This is a genomic window from Chryseobacterium sp. 22543 (assembly GCF_052044565.1).
Taxonomy (GTDB): Bacteria; Bacteroidota; Bacteroidia; order Flavobacteriales; family Weeksellaceae; genus Chryseobacterium.
The window spans coordinates 767,589-790,296 of the sequence record NZ_JBQENH010000003.1; the positions used below are offsets into that span (position 1 = coordinate 767,589).

General features: G+C 32.1%; 19 protein-coding genes and 1 pseudogene. 9 read left to right on the forward strand and 11 right to left on the reverse strand.

What is annotated here, in order from left to right; all coding sequences use genetic code 11:
• Positions 1-255, forward strand: a complete 255-nt coding sequence (locus ACTJIP_RS14320) for a hypothetical protein (protein ID WP_440704754.1) — start codon at positions 1-3, stop codon at positions 253-255.
• A 54-nt stretch (positions 256-309) separates the two neighbouring features.
• Positions 310-870: a hypothetical protein gene (locus ACTJIP_RS14325; protein ID WP_440704755.1), complete on the forward strand. Its 561-nt coding sequence runs from the start codon at positions 310-312 to the stop codon at positions 868-870.
• Positions 871-925: 55 nt separating this feature from the next.
• Here the strand turns inward: ACTJIP_RS14325 and ACTJIP_RS14330 are convergent, their stop codons facing one another.
• From ACTJIP_RS14330 to ACTJIP_RS14340, 3 genes are all read right to left on the reverse strand, one after another.
• Entirely contained in the window at positions 926-4,936 is a 4,011-nt protein-coding gene (locus ACTJIP_RS14330; RefSeq protein WP_440704756.1) for an NACHT domain-containing protein, read from the reverse strand.
• Positions 4,937-4,961: 25 nt separating this feature from the next.
• Positions 4,962-5,570, reverse strand: a complete 609-nt coding sequence (locus tag ACTJIP_RS14335; protein ID WP_440704757.1) for an alpha-ketoglutarate-dependent dioxygenase AlkB family protein — start codon at positions 5,568-5,570, stop codon at positions 4,962-4,964.
• Between the two features lie 121 nt (positions 5,571-5,691).
• Positions 5,692-6,468: an XRE family transcriptional regulator gene (locus ACTJIP_RS14340; protein ID WP_440704758.1), complete on the reverse strand. Its 777-nt coding sequence runs from the start codon at positions 6,466-6,468 to the stop codon at positions 5,692-5,694.
• A gap of 61 nt (positions 6,469-6,529) precedes the next feature.
• Between ACTJIP_RS14340 and dinB the strand changes: the two genes are divergently transcribed.
• The 5 genes and pseudogenes from dinB (at position 6,530) to ACTJIP_RS14365 (ending at position 12,178) form a co-directional block, all read left to right on the forward strand.
• Positions 6,530-7,669 carry a DNA polymerase IV gene (gene dinB, locus ACTJIP_RS14345; protein WP_440704759.1) on the forward strand — a complete coding sequence of 380 codons (1,140 nt, stop codon included), beginning with the start codon at positions 6,530-6,532 and terminating at the stop codon, positions 7,667-7,669.
• A gap of 12 nt (positions 7,670-7,681) precedes the next feature.
• On the forward strand, positions 7,682-10,762 hold the full coding sequence (locus ACTJIP_RS14350) for a DNA polymerase III subunit alpha (RefSeq protein WP_440704760.1): 3,081 nt from the start codon (positions 7,682-7,684) through the stop codon (positions 10,760-10,762).
• Between the two features lie 59 nt (positions 10,763-10,821).
• Positions 10,822-11,349 carry a helix-turn-helix domain-containing protein gene (locus ACTJIP_RS14355; protein WP_440704761.1) on the forward strand — a complete coding sequence of 176 codons (528 nt, stop codon included), beginning with the start codon at positions 10,822-10,824 and terminating at the stop codon, positions 11,347-11,349.
• Positions 11,337-11,917, forward strand: a pseudogene (locus ACTJIP_RS14360) (IS3 family transposase); the annotation flags it as partial. The gene ACTJIP_RS14355 and the pseudogene ACTJIP_RS14360, both read left to right, overlap by 13 nt.
• Entirely contained in the window at positions 11,909-12,178 is a 270-nt protein-coding gene (locus ACTJIP_RS14365) for a transposase (protein ID WP_440704776.1), read from the forward strand. The pseudogene ACTJIP_RS14360 and the gene ACTJIP_RS14365, both read left to right, overlap by 9 nt.
• Positions 12,179-12,373: 195 nt before the next feature.
• On the opposite strand, the gene ACTJIP_RS14370 is transcribed toward ACTJIP_RS14365, so the two are convergent.
• The 4 genes from ACTJIP_RS14370 to ACTJIP_RS14385 all read right to left on the reverse strand — a co-directional run bounded on the left by ACTJIP_RS14370 (position 12,374) and on the right by ACTJIP_RS14385 (position 15,911).
• The gene (locus ACTJIP_RS14370) at positions 12,374-12,769 is read right to left on the reverse strand and encodes a hypothetical protein (RefSeq protein ID WP_440704762.1); all 396 of its coding nucleotides are present in this window, start codon (positions 12,767-12,769) and stop codon (positions 12,374-12,376) included.
• Between the two features lie 14 nt (positions 12,770-12,783).
• Positions 12,784-14,064 carry a hypothetical protein gene (locus ACTJIP_RS14375; protein ID WP_440704763.1) on the reverse strand — a complete coding sequence of 427 codons (1,281 nt, stop codon included), beginning with the start codon at positions 14,062-14,064 and terminating at the stop codon, positions 12,784-12,786.
• Positions 14,065-14,128: 64 nt separating this feature from the next.
• Positions 14,129-15,229 carry a Shedu anti-phage system protein SduA domain-containing protein gene (locus ACTJIP_RS14380; RefSeq protein ID WP_440704764.1) on the reverse strand — a complete coding sequence of 367 codons (1,101 nt, stop codon included), beginning with the start codon at positions 15,227-15,229 and terminating at the stop codon, positions 14,129-14,131.
• A 43-nt stretch (positions 15,230-15,272) separates the two neighbouring features.
• Positions 15,273-15,911, reverse strand: coding sequence for a hypothetical protein (locus tag ACTJIP_RS14385; RefSeq protein WP_440704765.1), 639 nt, complete (start codon positions 15,909-15,911; stop codon positions 15,273-15,275).
• 749 nt (positions 15,912-16,660) lie between these two features.
• Here ACTJIP_RS14385 and ACTJIP_RS14390 point away from each other — a divergent pair.
• The gene (locus ACTJIP_RS14390; RefSeq protein ID WP_440704766.1) at positions 16,661-18,664 is read left to right on the forward strand and encodes an ATP-dependent nuclease; all 2,004 of its coding nucleotides are present in this window, start codon (positions 16,661-16,663) and stop codon (positions 18,662-18,664) included.
• Positions 18,657-20,477 carry a UvrD-helicase domain-containing protein gene (locus tag ACTJIP_RS14395; RefSeq protein ID WP_440704767.1) on the forward strand — a complete coding sequence of 607 codons (1,821 nt, stop codon included), beginning with the start codon at positions 18,657-18,659 and terminating at the stop codon, positions 20,475-20,477. Before ACTJIP_RS14390 ends, ACTJIP_RS14395 begins: the two co-directional genes overlap by 8 nt.
• Before the next feature lie 561 nt (positions 20,478-21,038).
• Here ACTJIP_RS14395 and ACTJIP_RS14400 read toward each other — a convergent pair.
• From ACTJIP_RS14400 to ACTJIP_RS14415, 4 genes are all read right to left on the reverse strand, one after another.
• Positions 21,039-21,230, reverse strand: coding sequence for a hypothetical protein (locus ACTJIP_RS14400; RefSeq protein ID WP_047388355.1), 192 nt, complete (start codon positions 21,228-21,230; stop codon positions 21,039-21,041).
• A gap of 28 nt (positions 21,231-21,258) precedes the next feature.
• The gene (locus tag ACTJIP_RS14405; protein ID WP_440704768.1) at positions 21,259-21,447 is read right to left on the reverse strand and encodes a hypothetical protein; all 189 of its coding nucleotides are present in this window, start codon (positions 21,445-21,447) and stop codon (positions 21,259-21,261) included.
• Between the two features lie 126 nt (positions 21,448-21,573).
• Positions 21,574-22,020 (reverse strand): hypothetical protein, encoded by a 447-nt coding sequence (locus ACTJIP_RS14410; protein WP_149389411.1) that lies wholly within the window; start codon positions 22,018-22,020, stop codon positions 21,574-21,576.
• On the reverse strand, positions 22,020-22,708 hold a 689-nt coding region (locus ACTJIP_RS14415; protein WP_440704769.1), incomplete at its 5' end, for a hypothetical protein. The genes ACTJIP_RS14410 and ACTJIP_RS14415, both read right to left, overlap by 1 nt.

Consider the following 22,708-nt stretch of genomic DNA (forward strand, 5'->3'; position numbering starts at 1 on the left):
ATGAAGACTTCTATGGATAAGAAGAGACTTGTGATAAAAGGTACTATCCTTACTGGGCGTGAAGGATTTAAAGTAGGTGAAGAAACTTTTTCTTCATTACTTCTTTCAGTAATGACTTCTTGGTACTATTCCACATATACAGGTTCAGGTGAACCATTAAAAAATTATTCGCAAAATGAATTAAGAGAATATGGTAAAATTAAGTCAGCATTAAATGGATATACTAACGATCTTCATAATATATCTATGAACTAGTGTTTATTTAAAGAAATTAATAATAATATTGAAGTTGGTACATATAAAGGGGATTTGTATACAGTATTACTTCTAGAAAATATTTTTACAAATCTTAGAAGTTTGTATGACTTTTTTTATCACTTTATCAAAATTTGTCTTAATGAAAAGCAGCTTAAACAATATCCTCAAAAAGATTCAATAAATAATTTGGTAACATTTGCTCAAAATCCAAATAATAGTGACAAGTTACCACCTGAAGTTGTTAGATACTTAGAATATATTCAATCAGATCTAGAAGATACAAAAAAAATAAGAGACAGTATTATTCACAAGGGAAAAGACATTATGTTGTCTAGAGATTCGGGAAAGCTTCTTATGAGAATTCCTATAAAGGATTTATTTACTAAGGACAATTTGCTTCCTAATATTTTAGAAGAAGAAAACCTTAACTATGATGTTGAAAGATATCTTAGTAGAATTATCAAAACAACTTTTAAGAATATGGAAATGCTGGGTGAAGTTTTATTTTCAGAATTGTGTCGGGATGAAAATTATAGAATTAACCTCTGTTCGATTACTAACTACTGTATAGATGATTTTAATGATTTTCTAATTTTGAAGAATTTTGATTGATCTTACATCTTAGATTTTATAATAGTAATTTTAATCCTAAAATATTTTTGAAAAATTATTTTAAGTGTAGCACTCTAAGTAAACTATTACCTAACTCTATTAGTTTTGGAACTTTATCATGAAATTCTACCGGAAGCACAGCTATGTTTTTCCAGTCATTGGTTCTTTTACCAATATCCAGTATGTAATCGTGAATTTTTCGTAAAGTACTTTTTGACTTTTCCTGCTCCGGTTCAGATTGCTCTTCCGACAAAGATGTTAAATCAGCAAGACCTTCTGTGAAGATATTCTTCCATTCTTCGTTATCGATCTTGATTTGTTCAAATTCTTTTAAGATTTCTTTTGCCCTGTTAAGATCTTCATTATTTGAATAAACATTTAATGTATTGCCTTTACCCCCAATTTGAGTATTCTTCAAATTAGCTCCCTTGAAATCAAAATAGTCACCCATAATTATTGTCTTTTGTTTATCATTGTTTTCTATATACTCTAAATAGTTTTTTGCATCTTTAAATGTAAAAGGCTTTGAAATGGAAGCATAGTATGATAATTGAGAGTCATCGATTAACATATTTACATAAAATAACTTACTGTCATTATCTGAAATTTTTGATTTCAAGTCGTAGAGTATAGCATGGATTGCTTTATAACCTTTCTTTGTATCTGATAAACTCGAAACCAAGGCTTTAAAAACGTTTTGAGAATGATGGAAATCAAAAGTATCCTTCTTTAAATTTTCATCATAAGCAATCTCAAAAATCTCTACCAACATAGGTAATTCGTCTAAACGTTTATAGTTAGAAATATCCCTGATATTATAATCATCCCTATAGTCTTTCCGTACAGTTTGACTGAAATTACGAAGTAATCCTGCATATGTTGACAGAGTTCCTTCAGCATTACAATGAAAAAGGACATTTAAAGCATCCGAAGCAAAGACAAACGGATCCTTTTTTTCATCAAGATATTGCTTAGCAATCCTTAAGATGAAGCTTTCGTTTATCTTCTTTTCCACCGTTACTTCAACTGCTCTCCAACACAAGTAGGAATCAATTTCTGTACAACATTTTTCTAAAAAAATTATCTGCTTTGCTTTGGGTATCAATTCTACATACTTCGATAAAAAGTTTTTTTGTGAATAAATAAACCTGTCATTTAAAAAATTCTCTTCAATTACATTGTAGGCCTCCTCTAGTTTATTTTCTATTGCATATTCAATATGATCTTTTAATGAGCTGGAATCTAGCATCTCATTATTCAGATTATAAATAATTTGTTCATTAAATAATTTTATATCAGCAACCCTATCTTTAACAAATTGTATAGTACCTTCAGCACTACCAAAAATATTGCAATATCTCAATGTCTTTAAATAAAAATCCTGTGAATACTTAATATCATATTTTTTATCAAAAAAGTATAACAATTTTAGTACATAATAACCGTTGTAAAGACCTAAGTTTCCATCACTTTTAATATTGATTACTTTATCAAACTTAAATTCTTTAGCAAATTTTAATGCGAAAGTTTTAATGTAAGCAATATGCTCCTCTTTTACTTCAAAACCCTCATTTTCTCGATCTTTAATTTTATCTTTAATCTGGAAAAGCAAAAAATAATCATTGCCAATATGCTTAATAACATCCTCTTTTGTTTTGCTTTCAGTATCTCTCACAGAAGTTCCAATGGCTTTAAAAACTGAATGATGGACACCATGAATATCTTCCGTTGTATACCAGTCCCATTCTATATTATGAATCATCTTCCATGTCATATCTTCAATATTATTTGTATCGAAAACCTCCGCCACTTTGTAAGCCATAGCTTCTTTATTGAAAAGAATCTCAAAATTACTTTGAATAAGTTCTTTTCTCTTTAAATCTTCTTGAGCCATTTGTTTTTTATTAGGTAAATCATCAGGGAATTCGTAACCTGCGTCTTTGAATACTTTTTCAAAGTAATATCCCAATTCGAAAGAATTATTAAAATACCTGTTTCGTAAATAGTTGATATCAGTTAATTTCTGAATCTTCAGCTCTTTATTTATGTATCTTTCTACTAAATAATCAACACATATTTGATTATTAAACAGGCATAATAGGAGGTAATTTTTATCTGAGAGTCCATAGGTATTGACAATATATCTGAAAGCATTTATATCTTTAGATGTACGGTTGATAATCTCAACTAAAATATTATCTCTCCTATAGATAAAGCTGTCTTCCGGCCTTAAAAAAGCATCAATTACTCTGAATAAAAAGTCATTTTCTTTATCAACAAAGAATAGGATTCTTACTATAAGTTTTTCTCTGAAATCTTTGCTGTAGAAATCAGTAAGCTTTAAATCAAATTTGGAGTTAAAAATTACATTTAATACTGCTAAAAAATTCTCAGCATTTTTAATTTTTAAGAATATTTTTTCTAAAAGCCATCGAGTCCCACGCATCGTATTATCTTTAATTCGTTCTGGTCTAATCTCGTAAAGCTTATATAATGAATTGATTAATATATCAAAATATTCGTCGACATTTTGAAAATCAGCAATCATCGCAATAATCTGATGGTTAATTTCTGGCGAGAAGTCATCATAAAAATGGGTTGCGATTTCCTTAAAAAGTTGCTGATCATTTTTATGAAAACCCTTTGATCTGAATGACCGTAGAGCCTCTTCCTTATATCTTCCCCCTGAAAATATCATATCTTGAAATATATCCTTAATTTCAAAATCTCTATTACTTGAATCGGTAAAGGAAAGAACATCTAATGCTGAAATAACACTTCGAAAATGATTGCCTTTTTTAATAATTTCTATCAAAAAATCAATATCTGCAAATTCTGCAATCTTATCAATTGAAAATCTTCTGTCTTTTCCAAACCAAAATGTTTTTTCTACAGAAATCTCATTAAAATACCTTCTAAATATTTGATGTTGTATAGATTCACCTAGCCTACCCTTTTCTGTTAAAAATAAAACTTCAGGCTCATTTTCCAGAAGCCATTTTTCAATATCAGCAAGCTTATCATCATCAACTATGTTAAGTAAAAATGTGATTGTATTAAACAAAGAGGGTTTTGTTATATTTTCTTCCGGAGTAAGTCTGATAAGCGAAATAATTTGTTCTGTACTAAACTCTGCTAGGAGCTTTGCAGAAAAAAACTCTTGATAATTCTTGTGTCTAAAAGTATAATTACCAGAATCCGGTAGCTTTTCGATAAATGATATCTGCTCGAAAGTCGATTTATCATCCTTACCTAAAAGTTCATAAACATGATCCTCTGAAATATAATTCTGCTGCATTAATTCACTAGCGAAAGCAACTTTTTTCAAACAGTCCTTGATATGAGGAATAACAATTTCCTCTCGTTTCTTCAGCTTATCTTTAGTTAGCTTTTTTAACTCATTTTCAATAAATAAATCCCAAGATTCTGCTTGAGTTTCTGGATAAGATCCTTTACTCTCATAGTACTCGCAAAACAAATTTAAATTAAAGGGATTTTCTAAATATACTCTGAATTTGTTTAGCTCACCATTATTTAGTAGTTTGGAAATACGTTTTTCAAGTATGTTATTGATCTGCCTGTCTGTCAATCCATCAAGATAGAAGTATTTAAACCCTGAAATATTAATTAAATATTTTTCATAAATATTTGTTCTGCAACTAATAACAACATTTATATTCTTATCCTCATTCTTACTTAGAAAGCTTTCCAACTCTGAAATAAAATCTTGAATAGCAGCAATTTCATCAAGTCCGTCAAGGATAAAAGTTATACATGGAAGTTCTTCCCATTTTTTAAAATGAATTAAATCTTCAAATTTGGAAACTGCACGAAAGTGTTTCAGATCAATTCTGAATGGAAAATTTAAATCGTCTTCCTTTTTTACCTCTAAAAGATCAAATAAAATATTAAGTTCGGTTGACTTGCCTATTCCAGGATTCCCCAGCAAAACAATTCTATTATTCTGAGCTAAAATATCAGAAAGAGTATTTTTGCTTTGTTCATCAATAAGCTGAATTTCTAAACTACTCTTTGGCGTTTTTATATATCGTTGTTCGTAATACATTTTATTTCTTATTCGGGTATTAAATTTACTCTATATTAATCAAGCGGAAAGTTAAATTGATACGTTGTTGCATAGATATTGTTGACTTGGCAATTCTATGTTCCCAGTTTTCCTGAAGATCTCCTTTCATGATAAGTAAGGAGCCATGAGGAAGTGGCAGACTGTATTTACTCTGATGATGGTCTTTTTTTCTGAAATCAAAGTTTCTGGTTTGTCCTAGGCTAATGGATGCGATGACAGGACGTTTTCCATATCGGCTTTCCTTATCTCGGTGCCAGGCGACGGAATCATTATGATCACGGTAAAGATTGAGTAATACGCCATTGAATTGATAACCGAACTCTTTTTCTATTCTTTCTTTTAATGAAAACAATTCAGGAGTCCATGGATTCGTTGGCTTTTTATCTTCATCAGAATCATTATATTTTGAATCTCCATACCAAGCAGTCAACCGTGGAGTAAGCACCATCTTATCGTACATTTTCTGGGTACGCTGTTCCCAGGGAGCAGTATCCAATAATTCGTTTTTAAGCAGGTCGGCTTCTTCCCTGCTCAGGAAATTTTCTTTGTATTCCAAAAGATCTTTTGGAAACTCATAGAATTCTTCGGCCTCAAATAAACTCAGCTGGGTCATGATAACTTTATATTAAAATATCTATCTTAGCAATATCCCGTTACTACGGGATTTTTTCATCATTTGTGTTTTTACTTCCCTTCGGGGAAGTTTTTGATTACGCCATTTACTCAAAATAGATTCAATTCCTATCTCCTATTTTTTCTTTGATCTGTTTGATATCAGTTTTAATTTCTGTGATAAAGTTTTGAATATGATGTTCTGCAAATTCATCAGGCTCATATTCTTTGGTATTAATACTACAGGCAAATTCCCAGATTTCTTTAATTTCAGGCAATGGAATTTTATAAGGCTCATAAAATTGATTGTCAGCCTTAACCCATATACCATCTGCTTCATGAAACTGAAATCTTTTGTAACTGATACCATCATTAGTGGTAATGAAAACATACGTTCTGTCCGTTTTCAAGTCCGAAAGATTTTCTACATATTTTCCAACGATATAGGTTCCGTTCTTATAGGGAGGCATTGAATCTCCGTCAGCTGGAAATGCCCTAAACTTACCCCCTTTTAAAAAAGGCAATGATATGGTCTCCAGACTTTCTATGTACTCCGGATCTCCGTAGCCATTTAGGTAGCCCATTGAAGCTTTTTGGGGAATAATCTCAATTTGATTATTTCCATCTTGATCAACCTTTATAGGCAGAACAATCCTGTTCTCAGGAAGCTCCATTATTTCATCGATTGAAAATTTTCTGACATCTACAGTCAACAATAGGTCGATGCTGATGTTATAGAATTTTGAAATTCTAAGCAATATTTCAATAGGAGGCTCTGTTCTACCATATTCATAGGCAACATATCTGGATCGGGTAAGAAATAATAGATCTGCCAGTTCTTGCTGAGTCATATTTTTCTTTCCCCTCAAAAACACGATGTTATCAGAGAATTTTGACATTGTTACAATTTTAGACAACAAAAATACAAAATTAGTTTCAAAACGTGACTAATTTTGTAACATGGAAAGAGCAATTGCACATATGGATTTGGATACGTTCTTTGTTTCCTGTGAGCGGCTTAAAAACTCTGTATTGGAGAAAAAGCCCGTTATCATAGGGGGTGGAGACCGTGGCGTGGTAGCATCTTGCTCATATGAAGCAAGAGAATTTGGGGTGCGGAGTGCAATGCCCATAAAAATGGCTTTAAGGCTCTGTCCTGAAGCTTTAGTCATAAAAGGTGACATGGAATATTATTCCAATATGTCGCATACCATAACAGATATTATCAGGGAAAAAGTTCCGGTCTTGGAAAAAGCAAGCATTGATGAATTTTATCTTGACCTCTCCGGAATGGACAAGTTTTTCGGATGCTACCAATGGACAAATGATATTGCTGATGCAGTAACCAATAACACAGGTTTACCAATAAGCTTTGCGTTGTCTACCAATAAAACAGTTTCAAAGATTGGAACCGGGGAAGCAAAACCGGGAAGACTGGAAGTCAAGGCACAGAATATACAACCCTTCTTAAACCCATTGTCGGTAAAGAAAATTCCGATGGTAGGACCTGAAACTTTTCAACTGTTTTCAAGGCTGGGTGTAAAGACTATACAAACCCTTTCGGAAATGCCTGTTGATATCCTGCAGCAGCTGGTTGGAAAAAATGGAACAGTTCTATGGAAAAAAGCCCATGGAATTGACGAAACTCCCGTTGTACCCTATTCTGAGAGAAAATCTATATCCACTGAAAATACCTTTTCACAGGATACTATTGATATACAAAATATTCACAGTATTCTCTCCGGAATGGTGGAAAAGCTTTGCTATCAGCTAAGGCAGGAAAAATGGCTGACCTCAACTGTTACGGTAAAGATCCGGTATGCCAATTTTGATACGGAAACCAAACAATGTAAAATCCCTTACACTTCGGCAGATCATAACTTGTTACGATATGTCCTTGAGCTTTTCAAGAAAGTCTATACCCGAAGAATGAGAATTAGACTTATTGGGGTAAGATTTACAGGGCTTGTTCATGGCTGCCATCAGATGGATCTTTTTGAAGATACTGAGGAATTGATATCTCTGTATCAGACATTGGATAAGATTAAAAATAGATTTGGCTCCTCCAGTGTAGGAAGGGCTTCAGGAATATTAAGCTAGTTTTTATTGATTATGTTTCTCAATTGTCATACTTATCACAGCTTGCGATACGGTACCTTATCTCTGGAAGATCTAGTTCAGCAGGCTGTTGACTATAAATTAAAAGTGCTGGCCTTGACCGATATCAACACTATTACAGGAATTTATGATTTTTATAAATTATGTCAGGAAAAGAATATCAAACCGATTGTAGGGGTAGAAATAAGAGTTGAAAATGAATTATATTATATATGCATTGCCAAAAACCAGGAGAGTATTGCCGAAGTTAACAGGCTTTTGACAGATTACAACTGTGAGGGAATAGAAATTCCAAAAACAAATCCTGATTTGAAAAATACTTTTGTAATCTATCCCCTGCAGAATATTCCCGATAATCTCCTTGATCATGAATTTATAGGAATAAGAACAGATGAATTAAACCTTCTGATAAAACCGGAATGGCAATGTTTGATTTCTAAAATGATAATTCTGCAGCCTGTCACTTTCAAAACAGAAGAAGAATATCAACTTCACAAGCTCCTTAGAGCTATTGCAGGCAATACATTGATTACCAAATTATCAAAAAATGATTATTGCAAGAGCAATGAAACTTTTATCGGTAAGAGGACGCTTTTAGAAAAATATCAATACTATCCTCAAATTATTCAGAATACCCAATATATTGTTGAGGCAAGCAGTTTTGAATTTGATTTTAAAACTCCAAAAAACAAAAAACATTTCACTGACAGCAAGGAGAATGATTTCTTGCTTTTAAAACAGCTGGCTTATGAAGGTTTGCATAAACGATATGGCACCAATCATCTTCAGGCTAAAGAAAGAGTCGAGAAAGAACTGGCAGTAATTGACCAGCTTAATTTTTGCTCCTATTTTTTGATCACCTGGGATATCATACAATACAGCAATCGTATGGGTTTTATGCACGTTGGTAGAGGAAGCGGAGCAAATTCCATTGTCAGCTATTGTATTGGAATTACCGATATATGCCCTCTGGAACTGGATCTGTATTTTGAAAGGTTCTTAAACCTCAACCGAAAAACACCTCCTGATTTCGATATTGACTGGAGCTGGAAAAACCGGGATACGATTTTGGAATATATATTTTCAAAATATGGAAAAGATCATGTGGCTTTCTGCGGAACCAACGTAGAGTTTAAAAGCAGATCAAGGTTCAGAGAACTTGGAAAAGCATTTGGTTTACCTAAAGATGAATTGGGTGAACTCTCCAAAAAGCCGAAAAACCATCATGATCAAAACTCAATTGTTCAGTTGATTTACAAGTATGAGGAACTCTTAAGAAATTTTCCTAATCAAAGGAGCATGCACTCTTGTGGGATTTTGATTTCTGAAGAACCCATCACTCGGTACTCTGCATTGGAAATGCCTCCAAAAGGGTTTCCGATTGTTCAGTTTGATATGTATACTGCTGAAGACATTGGTCTGGAAAAATTTGACATCTTGTCTCAAAGAGGCTTGGGAACCATAAAAGATACAGTAAATCTCATTGAGGAAAAAAGAGGCATTACCATCGATATTCAGGATACAACCCTGTCAAAAGATGAAGCCACATGCAACGAATTACTGAGTATTGGAAAAACCATAGGTTGTTTTTACATTGAATCACCGGCTATGAGAGGGTTATTGAGAAGACTTAAATGTGATAATTATAAAGTATTGGTAGCTGCCTCTTCTATTATCCGCCCAGGCGTTGCCCAAAGTGGGATGATGCGAGAATATATTTTTAGACATAACCACCCCGGTCATTTTGAATATTTTCATGAGGTCTTTGAAAAAGAGCTCGGTGAAACCTATGGCATTATGGTATACCAGGAAGATGTAATAAAAATTGCCATGCATTTCGGCGGTGTATCTGCCGCCAATGGAGATGTATTGAGAAGAGCAATGAGTGGTAAGGGCAGATCATTATCTGCACTACAGAAATTAAAAGATGATTTTTTTGAATCCTGTAAGAAAAAAGGACACCCCGAGCAATTATCCAGAGAAGTATATCGGCAGATAGAATCCTTTGCTGGATATTCCTTTTGTAAAGCCCATTCAGCTTCCTATGCCGTAGAGAGCTATCAGAGTTTATACTTAAAAGTTCACTACCCTATTGAATTTATGGTATCAGCCATCAACAACGGAGGTGGGTTTTACAGAACAGAAGTATATATTCATGAAGCTAAAATGTCAGGAGCCGTCATTCACAATCCATGTGTAAATCTCAGTGAGTATCAAACAACCCTCTATGAAAAGGAGGTATACTTAGGCTTAATGCATATTGAAAGATTGGAAGGCCTTATTAAAGAATTGATCCCTGAAGAGAGAAACAAAAACGGAAATTATAAGTCATTGGAAGATTTTGTAAAAAGAATTCCAATTGGCATAGAAACATTACAGATACTTATTTTTGTAGGAGCATTCAGGTTTACCGGTAAACAAAAACATGAACTATTGATTGAAATCAGATTTCTGTTGTCAAAGAATCAATACAGAACCAAAACGATTTCATTATTTGATCAGCCTCAAAGAGATTATCAATTACCTGCAATTCAAAGGGATCCTTTTGAGGATGCTTTTGATGAAATCGAAATACTTGGATTTCCAGTTTCCTATTCCATATTTGATTTATTGAAAACAAAATACAGAGGGCATGTTCTGGTGAAAGATCTTCTGAAATACCATAAGAAGCAAGTCAAAATGCTTGCTTATCTTATTTCAAGGAAACATGTCCCCATCAAAAAGAAAAATCATCCGGGACAAAAAGACGATATGTACTTTGGAACTTGGATTGATGCAGAAGGACAGTATTTTGATACGGCTCATTTTCCAGACAGCCTTAGAAAATTTCCATTTAAAGAAGGAGGCATTTATCTCTTGCTTGGTACAGTCGAAGTAGATTATCACTTTCCTACTGTTACTATTACAAAGATGGCTAAAATGCCTCTTATTCCAGATCCCCGCTACTCAATGGATAAAGACAAATCTCAGGAAATTCAAAGAAGTCTTCGGGAGGATGTGAGCATGACTCATCGGAGTCCATATCCCCAAGAACATGAAATAGGATTACCACGCCGAAAAAAGATAGATTTATAAAAAAAATCCCTGTTTTAGACTGCCCCCAAAAAGTTAGACACTTTTTAGGGGCATTTTTTATGTATAAAAAAGAAAAATTTAGCATTGATTTTAAGTTGAACTGTATAAAACTTCATATAAGTTCTCATCGTTCAATAGCATCGATTGCATTAGAAAAAGGGTTTAATGAATCTAACCTTCGTAAATGGCTTGGATTTTACAAGAAGTATGGTATATCCGGACTTAAACCCAGCAAGAACCGATCCTACAGTCTGGAATTCAAACTTAAAGTTCTGAGATCCATTGAGTCGGGGAATCTTTCTCAACGAGAGGCCTGTATTAGATTTAATATCCCTGCTCAATCGACAGTATTGAACTGGCAAAAGGATTATGAAAAAAATGGTATTTTAGGTTTAGAAAATAATCCGAGAGGAAGACTTAAAATAATGAATGATAATAAAGGTAAAAAGAAGAAGTCAGAACAATTCTTGACAAGAGAGCAAGAGCTTTTGCTTGAAAATGAAAGACTTCGTGCTGAGATCGATTATCTAAAAAAGTTAGACGCCTTAGCTCTAGCCAACAAAAAGCAAAAGCCATCGAAGAGTTAAGGCCAAAGTATGGTTTAGCAATATTGCTGAATTGTTCAGGTATGGCAAAAAGCAGTTTTTATTATCATCTTTCAGGTAGTAAGGTTGAGGATAAATATAATAATATTAAAAACTTAATACAATTAATTTATCACCAGCATAAAGAAAGATTTGGATATAGAAGAATAACTTTGGAGTTAAAAAACAGGGGTATAATTATCAATCATAAAACAGTCTTGCGATTGATGAAAGACTTAGGGTTGAAAAGTTTGATTCGGGGTAAAAAATATAAGTCCTATCGTGGAAAACAAGGAAAGATAGCACCGAATATTTTGGAAAGAAACTTCAAAACAAATCATCCAAACCAAAAATGGGCTACCGATATTACAGAATTCAACGTTTCTGGGAAGAAACTCTATTTGTCTCCTATTATTGACTTATTTAACGGAGAGATTATAAGCTATGAACTTTCAGAAAAGCCTGTTTTTGCCCAAATTATTAATATGCTGAAAAAAGTTTTAGAAAAATAAAAAACGTCCAGAATTTGATTCTTCATTCAGATCAAGGATGGCAATATCAAATGAAGCCCTACCAAAATATTTTAAAGCAAAAAGGAATTATCCAAAGTATGTCCCCAAAAGGAAATTGTCTGGATAATGCCATAATAGAGAATTTCTTTGGAACACTAAAATCCGAAATGTTTTATTTGAAGAAATTTAAGTCAATACGGGAATTAAAAGAAGAAATCCATCAATATATTAACTATTACAATAATGACAGAATAAGACTTAATTTAAAAGGAAAGAGTCCGATAGAATATCGAACTCTTTATTATCAAAAGATTATTTAATTTTGTCTAAACTTTTGGGTGCACTCTATTTTAAACAGGGATTTTTTAACTATAATATGATCATATAATGAAGGTTGAGCTTTTTCAAAAATCACCTATCAAAGATTTTATATTGTTCTTAAGAATTACATTTTCCACAATCTTCATAACGTGTACAAATTAGAAATCTTTGCTATATAAATAATCTTGATATACTTAATTTTTTATCTTCCTCCCTCCTTCTTGTTCTTCTTCTGCGTCCATTTTTTTTATAACAATATCTGCTAAATTTTTGTAGAGCGTTTCTGTTTCTTTTTTAAAATCATCTAAAACTTTTTGTGCTTTAATGTATGTTTCTGACAAGAACTGCCCCTCAAAAATCGAGATATCATATCCAGCAAAGTGTATTCGAGGTTGAGTTAAAATAACGGATTGCGAAAATTTGCTATCCTTATTATTAATAAAATCCCTAATATCATAAAGGCAGTCAGGAGTTTCATTAAAATGATATTCAATATGTTTTTTAATTTCTTCAATTAATTCTTCTTTCTCTTTTAGAAAAGGAGCAACATAAGACTCCATTAACTCAAGTTTTTTCTGTTCTAATTCCATAGTTATTTTCAATATTAAAAAGTTTTTATTTCATATTTTAAATCATACATTTTATCCAAGCATTCTCTATAAACAGAATGAAGATTTTTCCTATAAAGATCAATTAAATTCACGTTACACTGTTCATCTATAATTATTCGCCCTGCCAGCCAATAATATTCAAAGGTATCTTCAGAAATATCTTTTATTCCACTGTAGTAATTAGGTATATTTACAACTCCAAACTTGTTTAATGTATTTGGTACATTAAAATATTCGGAAGCACTAATTAAACGATGATTAACTGATTGAATTTGAAAATTTGCAGTAGAAAATCTTATAATCATCGAATGGACAGTATTCTTATCAATTGGTAATCGATTAGAAAAGAATTCAATTACTTCGCTTATGATAGCTGACTTTGCTGCGATATATTCATCCAACAAACCATCGCTCTTCAAATTATCCACTTTATCTTTGTGGTTTTTGCAAGTAAAATAGAAATCTTCATCATACAAACCATCCGTTATTGTTCGTCCCCAAGGTCCGTAATAATCCTTTCCAAAGTCAAGGTTAAATTCTTCTATTTTTGAGAAAGCTTTTATTGGGTCAATCTCATTAGCAATTTCTTTAAGGCTGTCAAAAATCTCTTCCACTTCCCGCATAGATTTTAGTGCATTATCTTTAATACGTTGAAATTCATTTGGAATGTTACCCCAAGAATTTTCTATTTCCTCTCGATAATCAGGAAGAATTGCTGAAGTATTTGTTATGGTATTGGGTAATTTCCAAGAGATGAATTCTCTATTTTTTTTAAAGTCCGCAAATTCAAGTCTATTTTCGATTCTTGTAAGAGTATTAGAATTTGACTTAACAAGATATTTTTCTGTTCTAAAAAGTTGTGAACCTTTAATCTTGAACTTATTTATACCAGCCGCTTCCACTTCCTGAAAATCTGTCTTTATTACATCAGCAGTTAAAAAATATATTTTTGCCTGTTCCTCAAATCCCGTATGAAGTAATACAAAAAAATCTTCTCTAGCATTGCCCTGCTTATCCAAGATATAATCTGTCGGAATAAACTGAGTAGTTTTTTCCGATTCAAAAAATTTAACTTGGACAATACCAAAATTCGGTGGCTTTTTATCCAAAAGATTTCTCTGTGTTATTCGTCGCTGTATTATCAAGTCTGCACCCTCAATATCAACGGATCTTTCCAATATCCAAAATCTGTCCATTAAAAATGCTTTTGCTCTAGCTTCTCCTAAAGCACCATTTTGCATAGCTTTTAACCAAGCTGGAACTATATCTGACATTTTAAATTATTAAATTTATTAAAAGCTGACTTAAGAGGATTAAACATAAGAGCATTTTTGAACTTTATTCCTTTACAGTTTCTTGGAAATTTTGCCGGTCAAAACCGTAGTTAATCATATTATCTAAAGTCGATTTTACACGGCTTAATAACCAGTCAAAACCAACAATTTTTAGTATACCCTGAGTTGATTCATTTTCTTGTTTTAATCTTTCTATCTGCATTTCATTCAGCTCCGATTCACGGCCTATAACTACCAAACAATATGGATTATAAATACCTGGAAAACGTTGGGCAGCATAATGACCACTTTTAAGAACCCAAGTTCTAAAATCTAGAGCCTGCCTTTTAGCATGAGTTGTCTGAGCAGAAAGTTCTCCTGCTTTTGTCAAAATTGGAACATCTGGTCTCTCGATTTCTACAACAGTGTAAGAATTGTCCATAGATCTAATTAAAAAATCGGGAACAAGTTCTTCACCAAATCTAGGTTTAGACCAGATTTGAGCGTGAAACGGTTCCAGTATATATGGATTCGAAGCCAAAAAATTATGATAGTCTATTTCATATCTGCCTTTAGCTGTCAATAAATCTGAAAACTGTTTTATACCTGAGGAACTGAGATTAAACCATCGTGCGATCAATGCAGCAAATATGTGTTCTGTAGCATTTTCACTTGTAGAAAAACCCATATTAACTGTTATTCCAATAGGAAACTTTTCATCAGTTTCAACGGACTTTACTACATCTATTAAAACTTCCTTTGCTACGGTAATCCATTCGCTGGTTTTATACTTTTCACTAAAGACATCTAACATTACAACATTTGCACATCGTATATGTGAAAGTGGAAAGAGAGCTAATGTTTTACTTGAAATATGGCTTAAAAGTCGAGTAACATTATTTATTGCCCTATAAGAACTGTTACTTATGGTTACTTCCCCTAGCTTCCTAAGTCCCTTTAAATTCCAATGCAGTACACCTAAAGCAGCAATATTTTGAAAGTCAGATTTATATGTATGACCACCATATTCACACATCGCAAGCTTTATGCATAAATCTAAAGCATTGTCATCGTTTTGTTCATACAATTCAACAATCAACTCACTAACATCCTGTAAATCCCCTTCTCTTTCTGCTAAATCAACTTTTTCTTCTAAAGATAACATTTTCTCTTCTTTTAAAAAATTTCTGGATATTGTAAAAGATTCTTTAGGCACTTAGATAAATACTATGAAGTTTATCTTTACTTACCTTTATTTTCTCAAAAATAGAAAATATTTCCTGTCGGTTGAAAAGTAATTTCCTGCTTTGCAATACTTCATCAGCAAACCTCTCAAGAAAATTCCAAACTTCCGGATTTGATAAATAGTCAAAGTTTATTTTCAGGATTCTCTTCACATAATCTTCATCATCCATCCCTAAAACTTTTGCGTTTTTAATAATGTAAGGTTTTGCATCTTCAAAATCTTTCACTCCACCATCATTATCCATATTTTCATCAGGTGAGTCAATAAATGACTTTATTTTGTTGGATATATCTTTTTCATTAGATATAAAAAATAGATTTTGGCTACACATTCCTCCAAAACTCATGCTTACAAAGACTTCGCTATCGTTAAAATTTCGTAAGATAGAAGGACTAACTGTAATGGACAAACCTCCATTTACATCCAAACTACTTTTTTTTTGTGCTATTTTTTTATCAATAACTAATAACTTTATTTGAAATATATCTTCGTACAAAATAGCAATAAACAAATGTCCTAATTCATGATAGAGCGTCTTTAATAGTTTTTTGTTACTACGCCTTTTTTTTAACCTTTGATTTTTGATAAATTTAAGTATCATGTAAAATATTAAGTTTTTTTTGTTAATATACTTCAAATTTTTATTGGATTATAAAAAAATTACCTAAAAGCTAAAAAATGGTTCGTCAAGTATTAAAAAGCTAAAAAGCCTACATTAAATAAATATATTCAGGCTTTAAAATATTTTCTAAAAGAACTACTTTTTTGGAGAAGTAGTTTTACTACCGTCGCAAGAAGGTTTTGAGAATTGTTGTGAGCCAATGAATGTTTAGTTTTTTCAGTAGTTGGAATTAATGCATTAAACTAAATAACAATTTTTATTACCTGTTTAAAAACAGGTCAAAGCTCTATCCCTTATTTTATTAAATTGACCAAACTTGAAAATTTGAGTTTGGCTCAAAAACACATTTTAGAAATTACTATTATCATTTACATTAAACGTAAAATTTTTATCCATAAGAATAATTCTATTTCAAAAAATAATTATAATTTTAGATAATAACCATTGAAGAGTAATCATGTTAATTATTAGGAATTTAGAATGCGAAAGCTTTTTAGGTGTAGAAACAAATTGCGTTAGAATTAGACCTGCAAAAAATCAAGTAATACCAAACGATTTGGTAATTGAGCATTTGATGGAATTTAGAAATATAACTAAATTTTCCTTAGGAATAAAACTTATTGCTGATGTCCCTTTTTCAACATTTTATTGATAAAATACAAACTATTGAAATCAGATTATTTACTAAGAAAAAGAAATATCCATTTCATTAAACACTACCCTATTAAATGTATATCAAGCACCTATCAATCAAAAGATTTCGTTCTATCAAGGAACTAAATATATCTTTCAACAAAGAAGTAAATGTCATTATTGGTCCTAACAACGCTGGAAAAACCGCAATTATTGATGCTTTAAGAATTTGTTTAGGATTAGGAAGTCAAATCAGAGAAATTGGGATAAAAAATGATGAGGATTTCTATTTAGATACATTTAACCCAGATTACATATTGGAGCCAATTGAATTTCAGTTAATCTTTGAAATTGAATATGCAGAAGACCGTCAGTACTTTACTAGTTTGTTATGGCAAAATCCCGATATTCCGGAAGAAGTCGACTTAAGATTAAATTTAACCTACTGGTTAGAGCCTAACGCAAATGGAAAACGTTTAAAATGGTCACATTGGGGAGGTGAATCAAGTACACTAGATTCAAATGAGCTACAGTTGTTGTATTATACTTATTTAGCCCCATTGAGAAATGCTGAATATGAGCTTCGCCCTTATTCAAAAGACAATAAAGTATCTTCTCTATTCAGAGAAATGTCGAAATATTCAAAGACCCAAATCGTAGAAGGTAATCCATCAATAATTGACCAAATCCTAGACGATGACCATAAAGTTGCTCTAGCTACAAAACTTGAAAATGTAGTGAATGATGACGAGTGGTCTGGTTTAATTAAATCAGGAGAAAATTTAGTAAACAAGCATTTGGAGAAATCTGATATAGCAAACAAGAATCCAAAAGTTAAAATTGGACTGACTAACTTCAAGTATAATAATATCGTCAAAGGAGTTGTAACTAGTAAACAGATTTACTCAGATTCCATTATTGCTGCGGACTTGACTAAACAAAGATATTTTGATATATCTCAAAATGGATTGGGAGAAAACAACATAATTTTTTCTGCAACAGTTTTTGGCGATATTGAAAATAGAAGGATAGAAAAGAAAGAGCATTATTATGCAATGCTTATTGAGGAACCTGAAGCACATCTTCATCCTCAAAGACAAAATACATTCTTTACTTATCTCAATGAATTAAAGGATTTTGGAGTCCAAATCTTTATGACATGTCATTCACCTACTATAACTGCCAAAACATCTATCCAAAATCTTCATGTTCTTCAAAATCTAAATAATGAAGTAAAAGTGGTTAGTGTAAAAAATATAAATTTAGCACCTAAGAACACTAGTTATCTAGGAAAGTTTCTCGATGTCACTAAATCACAATTATTCTTTTCAAATGGAACCATATTAGTCGAAGGAATTTCTGAATCACTCTTACTTCCTATTCTTTCAAAGAGAATGGCACCGCCTGGAAAATATAGTATCGAAAAAAATGGCATTGAATTAGTCAATATTGACGGGGTTGCTTTCGAACCTTTTGCCAAACTATATAATCCAGATGATGAGGATAAGCGGCTTGCTACAAGATGTCTTATTATTACAGACGACGACAGAGGAATTATATCAGCAATTGATTTCCAATCTATCGAAGAAGGAGTAGATAAAATTACTTCTAAAGCAATTATTAAGCATCTTCAAACTCTCGATTTATTAGATTCAACTAATAGAATTGTACTTGGTGCGAACCTTTCTGAAATGGAGATTCCGGGGTTGGAGACAAAAATGACTTTTATTAGAGCTCAAGTAGAAGCTAAAATAAACAATCCGTCAGCAAGAGCAATCAAAGCCACCGGGTTTGAAAAAAACAATCTCAAAACAGTAACTGCTAAGATTACTTTTGAATACGAGTTAATGATTTCTGGAAACAATATTAATCTCATATCGAATCTCTATGCCTCTATGCATACTGGTACGACATTCTTGAATTCAACTCATTCGAAAGAAGAACGTGCAAGAGAGATTCTTATTCTCTTAAATAATTTTAAGGATAAATCTGAATTGGCTCAGCAAATTGCGTACAATATTGAGTTTGAACCCGATTGGAGTGGGTTTGTAGCTCCTCAATATATTATTGATGGAATAACTTGGTTGATAGATGGATAAGGAAGCTGAGATTTTATCTAACTTATCTGAGGAGCAAAAGCAAATTGCTCAATTTGATAAAGGACTTTGTGTTGTTCGAGCATGCCCGGGTAGTGGTAAAACATATTCTGCAGCGTCGAGAATTGCATTATTATTTGCTAAAAATCACTTTAGCAAAAAAGGAATCGCTGCATTATCATTTACGAACGTTGCTGTTGACGAAATCAGAGAAAAACTATCCGATAACTTCTCACTTAATGGAATTAGCCATCCTCATTTTATAGGAACCTTAGATAGCTTCATCAATCAATTCATTTTCCTGCCTTTTGGACATTTAATTATGGAATGTCCCAATCGGCCGGAACTGGTTGGTGAACCACATTCTACATGGAGTATCAAAAAATATCCTCAAGATTACGCTCAATATTTTGATAAAACAACTTTCGATATAAATGATAAATTAATTCAACGTGCACCTGCACAGTCCTTTCCTTTTCCGTGGAAATATTATAACATCTCAGGTGCTATCAATGGTAATATTCAAAACATTATTAACTCAAAATTGGAGTTTTTCAAAAAGGGCTATGCAACTCAAGCGGATGCTAATTACCTGTCCTTAAAAATATTAATGAAGTATCCGAAAATAGCAGAGTCAATAGCAAAGAAATTTGAATATTTTATAATTGACGAGGCTCAGGATACTGATGAAATTTTAATGGCAATAATCGATATTTTTAATTCAAAAGGAGCTGAAAACATTATGTTGATTGGTGACAGAGATCAAGCTATTTTTGAATGGAACGATGCCAAACCCCATCTTTTCGACCAAAAGTATCTTGCATGGAACAAAATTGAATTGATTGAGAACAGAAGAAGTTCCCAGTTAATATGCGATTTTACCAGATATCTATCATCATTTAATTCAACAGTAGCAATAACTCCAGGGATCCTGGATTTCACCGTTGAACCTTCCATTAATGGATACTTGAAAGAGAAGAAAGCATCCAAAAAAGATCCTACCGTAGTTACCATTGAGGAAAGTATAGCTTCTTTCAATAGTGTTTTAGAAACTTTCTTAAGGCAATGTACAGAGAATGGCATTGAAATATCACAAAAAAATGTTGCAGTGTTATATCGTGGCAAAGCAAAAGTGAATTTTCTCGGATTAACTCCTGTAAATTACGACAATAGTATGGACTGTTGGGAATTTAAAAATCTCTTTGTAAAAACAGTTATTAGAGGTAAGTTCTTATATGATTCAGGGCTTTTTATAAAAGGTTACAAACTCATGGAAAGGGGTTTGATAGAGTACAAAAGACAAAATGACACAAACAGTCTTATTGCTAGTAATGAGTACGTTCAAACGATAATTAATGAAAAAGGATTTATGACATATCGGAAAGGAATTCATCAGGTTATGGATAAACTACCAGCAACAACAGACAAAACTATTTCAGCATGGATAGAGGAAGCAAATCGTAATTTGAAAAAACCACTCGTCATCAAGACTGGAACTGGGCAAGATTTAATTTCAGAGTATTTTGGTAAAACAGATACGAATGTTCAGCCATTTGAATTTTATCATGGTACAATTCACTCGGTGAAAGGACGATCTTTTGATGCAGTTCTAATTCTACTATCCAAAAAATCAGGTTTTAATTACGATACTATGCTCAAAAAAGATAAAACTGCTCTCAGCGAAAAGGAACAGGAAGAATTGAGAATTATCTATGTTGGGATGACAAGACCAAGAAAAATACTCCAATTAGCTGTCCCCGAAGATGATGTTGACCTCTGGGCCTCCAAATTCAATGTTTTAAAATCTATGTCTTAAGCAAATAAGAATGAGTAATAGCAATATATATCATTTAGGAACAGAAGAATAAAGTAGACAACAATATTTGAACTTACCAGACTATATTTTCCAATCTAACTATCTACTAAAATCATACTATTCCTTAATTAAATCTTTATTAAAAAGTAAAGGACAGTTGAAGCCAACTTAAGACTAACTATTCCATTGCTGCTTGATAATTAATTTTTAGAATTAAATTGCCATAGACAAAAACTAAAAAAGATTATTTGATAAAAATGAATTTTGTAGTTCTTTTTTAATTTGGCTCAAACGAACCAAGTCAACGATAAAAGTGTTTGAAGATACGCTCGTCTTGGTCACCAAAAGCCAAATGGCGCCACTTTAAGACAAGTGGCGCCGTTTTTTTATTTACTTTGATAAGAAATTAGTTTATTACCTCACTGCTTAATTGTATAAAAAAGATAAGACGATAAAACAGAGAACTTAATTATGAATTAGCTTTATAAAAAGGATTTGGCATTGTTTGTACTATAAAAATAAAAGCACTTATGATGAGATAAGGGCTTTTTATTATAAAGACTATTTATTTAAATCATATTCTATTTGTAAATATTGTAGCGCATCAAAAGTAGCAAGGTCTTCTAAATAAACAAATGTTTCTTCAAAAATCGAATATGCAAATACATTTGCTGGAATTTTAGGTAATTTATTTGATTTTAATTGTTTAAATAAACCATCACAAGAAATTACTTCTTTTGTTTTTAAGTTCAAAATTTTTCTTGGAGGAAAATCGTAACCATTATTTTGCTTGCTGCTTATCGCTTTGGATAGAGCTTACTGTTATAAGATACTGCTGATCAATGGTTGTGATAATCTGGCTTAGAAAATCCCGAGTAGAGGATTTGATGTCTTTCTGCCATACCACTTCCTGAGCAGATGTGCCCAGAATAGCGCATAAATTTAGCACTCCGAGATAGTTTTTTTTCATTCCCGTGTTGTTGTTTTCGAGTTAGTGATTAGTTTTATGAAAAGAATATAAAGCCTTTCCATGAAATATAATAATGAAGCCATAATAATGGCTTCATTATTATCAAGGACATTTTATATTAAATTTTTATTTTTTTATGAATTCGCAGCTGACATACTTATTTGTATCAGATATTATATTTGATCCTTTATAGATTTGCAATTGCGAACTATATATATTTTGAGATTTAATTCCCTTACCAATAACATCTCCCTTAGAAACATTTTTATTGGCCTTAATTTTTTTTGAAAAAACCGAAATATCTGAATAAATATAAAACAGATTATCACTTCTGATAATTACACTTAAAACTCCATTGCTGTTAATTATTTTGGAAACAACTCCTTTTGACAGTGACATAATTTCAGGCTTGTCTGAATTAATTGTCAATGAATAATTAGGGCTATAATAGGGTCTTTGCGATAAAGAATCGATATTAAAATAACAGCTACAATCTTTCATTGGCAATTTTTTTTGAGAGTAACAGCCACTCCAAATGGTAGCTGCAATAATAAATAGTTTATATTTCATCATTAATCATTTTGTTTTAATTCATCCACCATTTTTTCTGCTTCTTTCTTAGCTTCTATTTCATGTCGCCTTTCATTATATGGTGTAGATTCTTGATTTTCTTTATATTTCCCAGTAGCTGGATCCTGAACTTTTTTAGTAAAATCTAAACTATTTTGAACAGAATGGACAGCCTCTTCTCCACCCGTTTTTAAATCACCAAAGACGCTTCCTTTATCCCCAAAAACAATTTTACCAACTTCATTAGCCTTTGCTATTTCATTTTCACTTAATACAATATGTGTTTCATTCCAGTCAGCTGTTTTATCATATTCACCTGTACTTTCGTTAAATTTTGCCATTGTATTCATTGACTCAGGTGAAACAGTACCTGTTTTTTTTAAATCATTATACATTTTCCCCGTCATTGTTTCTCCATTTGTTGAGGAATTATATAAATATCTTGCTTCTGTTCTTGTCAAATCCGATCCTCCAACATAGTGAATGTATATAGATCTTTCTGAATTTACCATAGCATTCCAAACTTGTTTCCCTGCTTGAGTGGAAGTTAGTGCTGCCTGTAATCTTTTAGCATCTGCACTTTCGGGATTACCAATCTTTAATGGGTCTCTCCCATCCGGGTCTATAAACATAACCGGATTATTAAAAGCATAATTGTATGGTGTAAATCTTCTTGATTTCTCTGCCAATG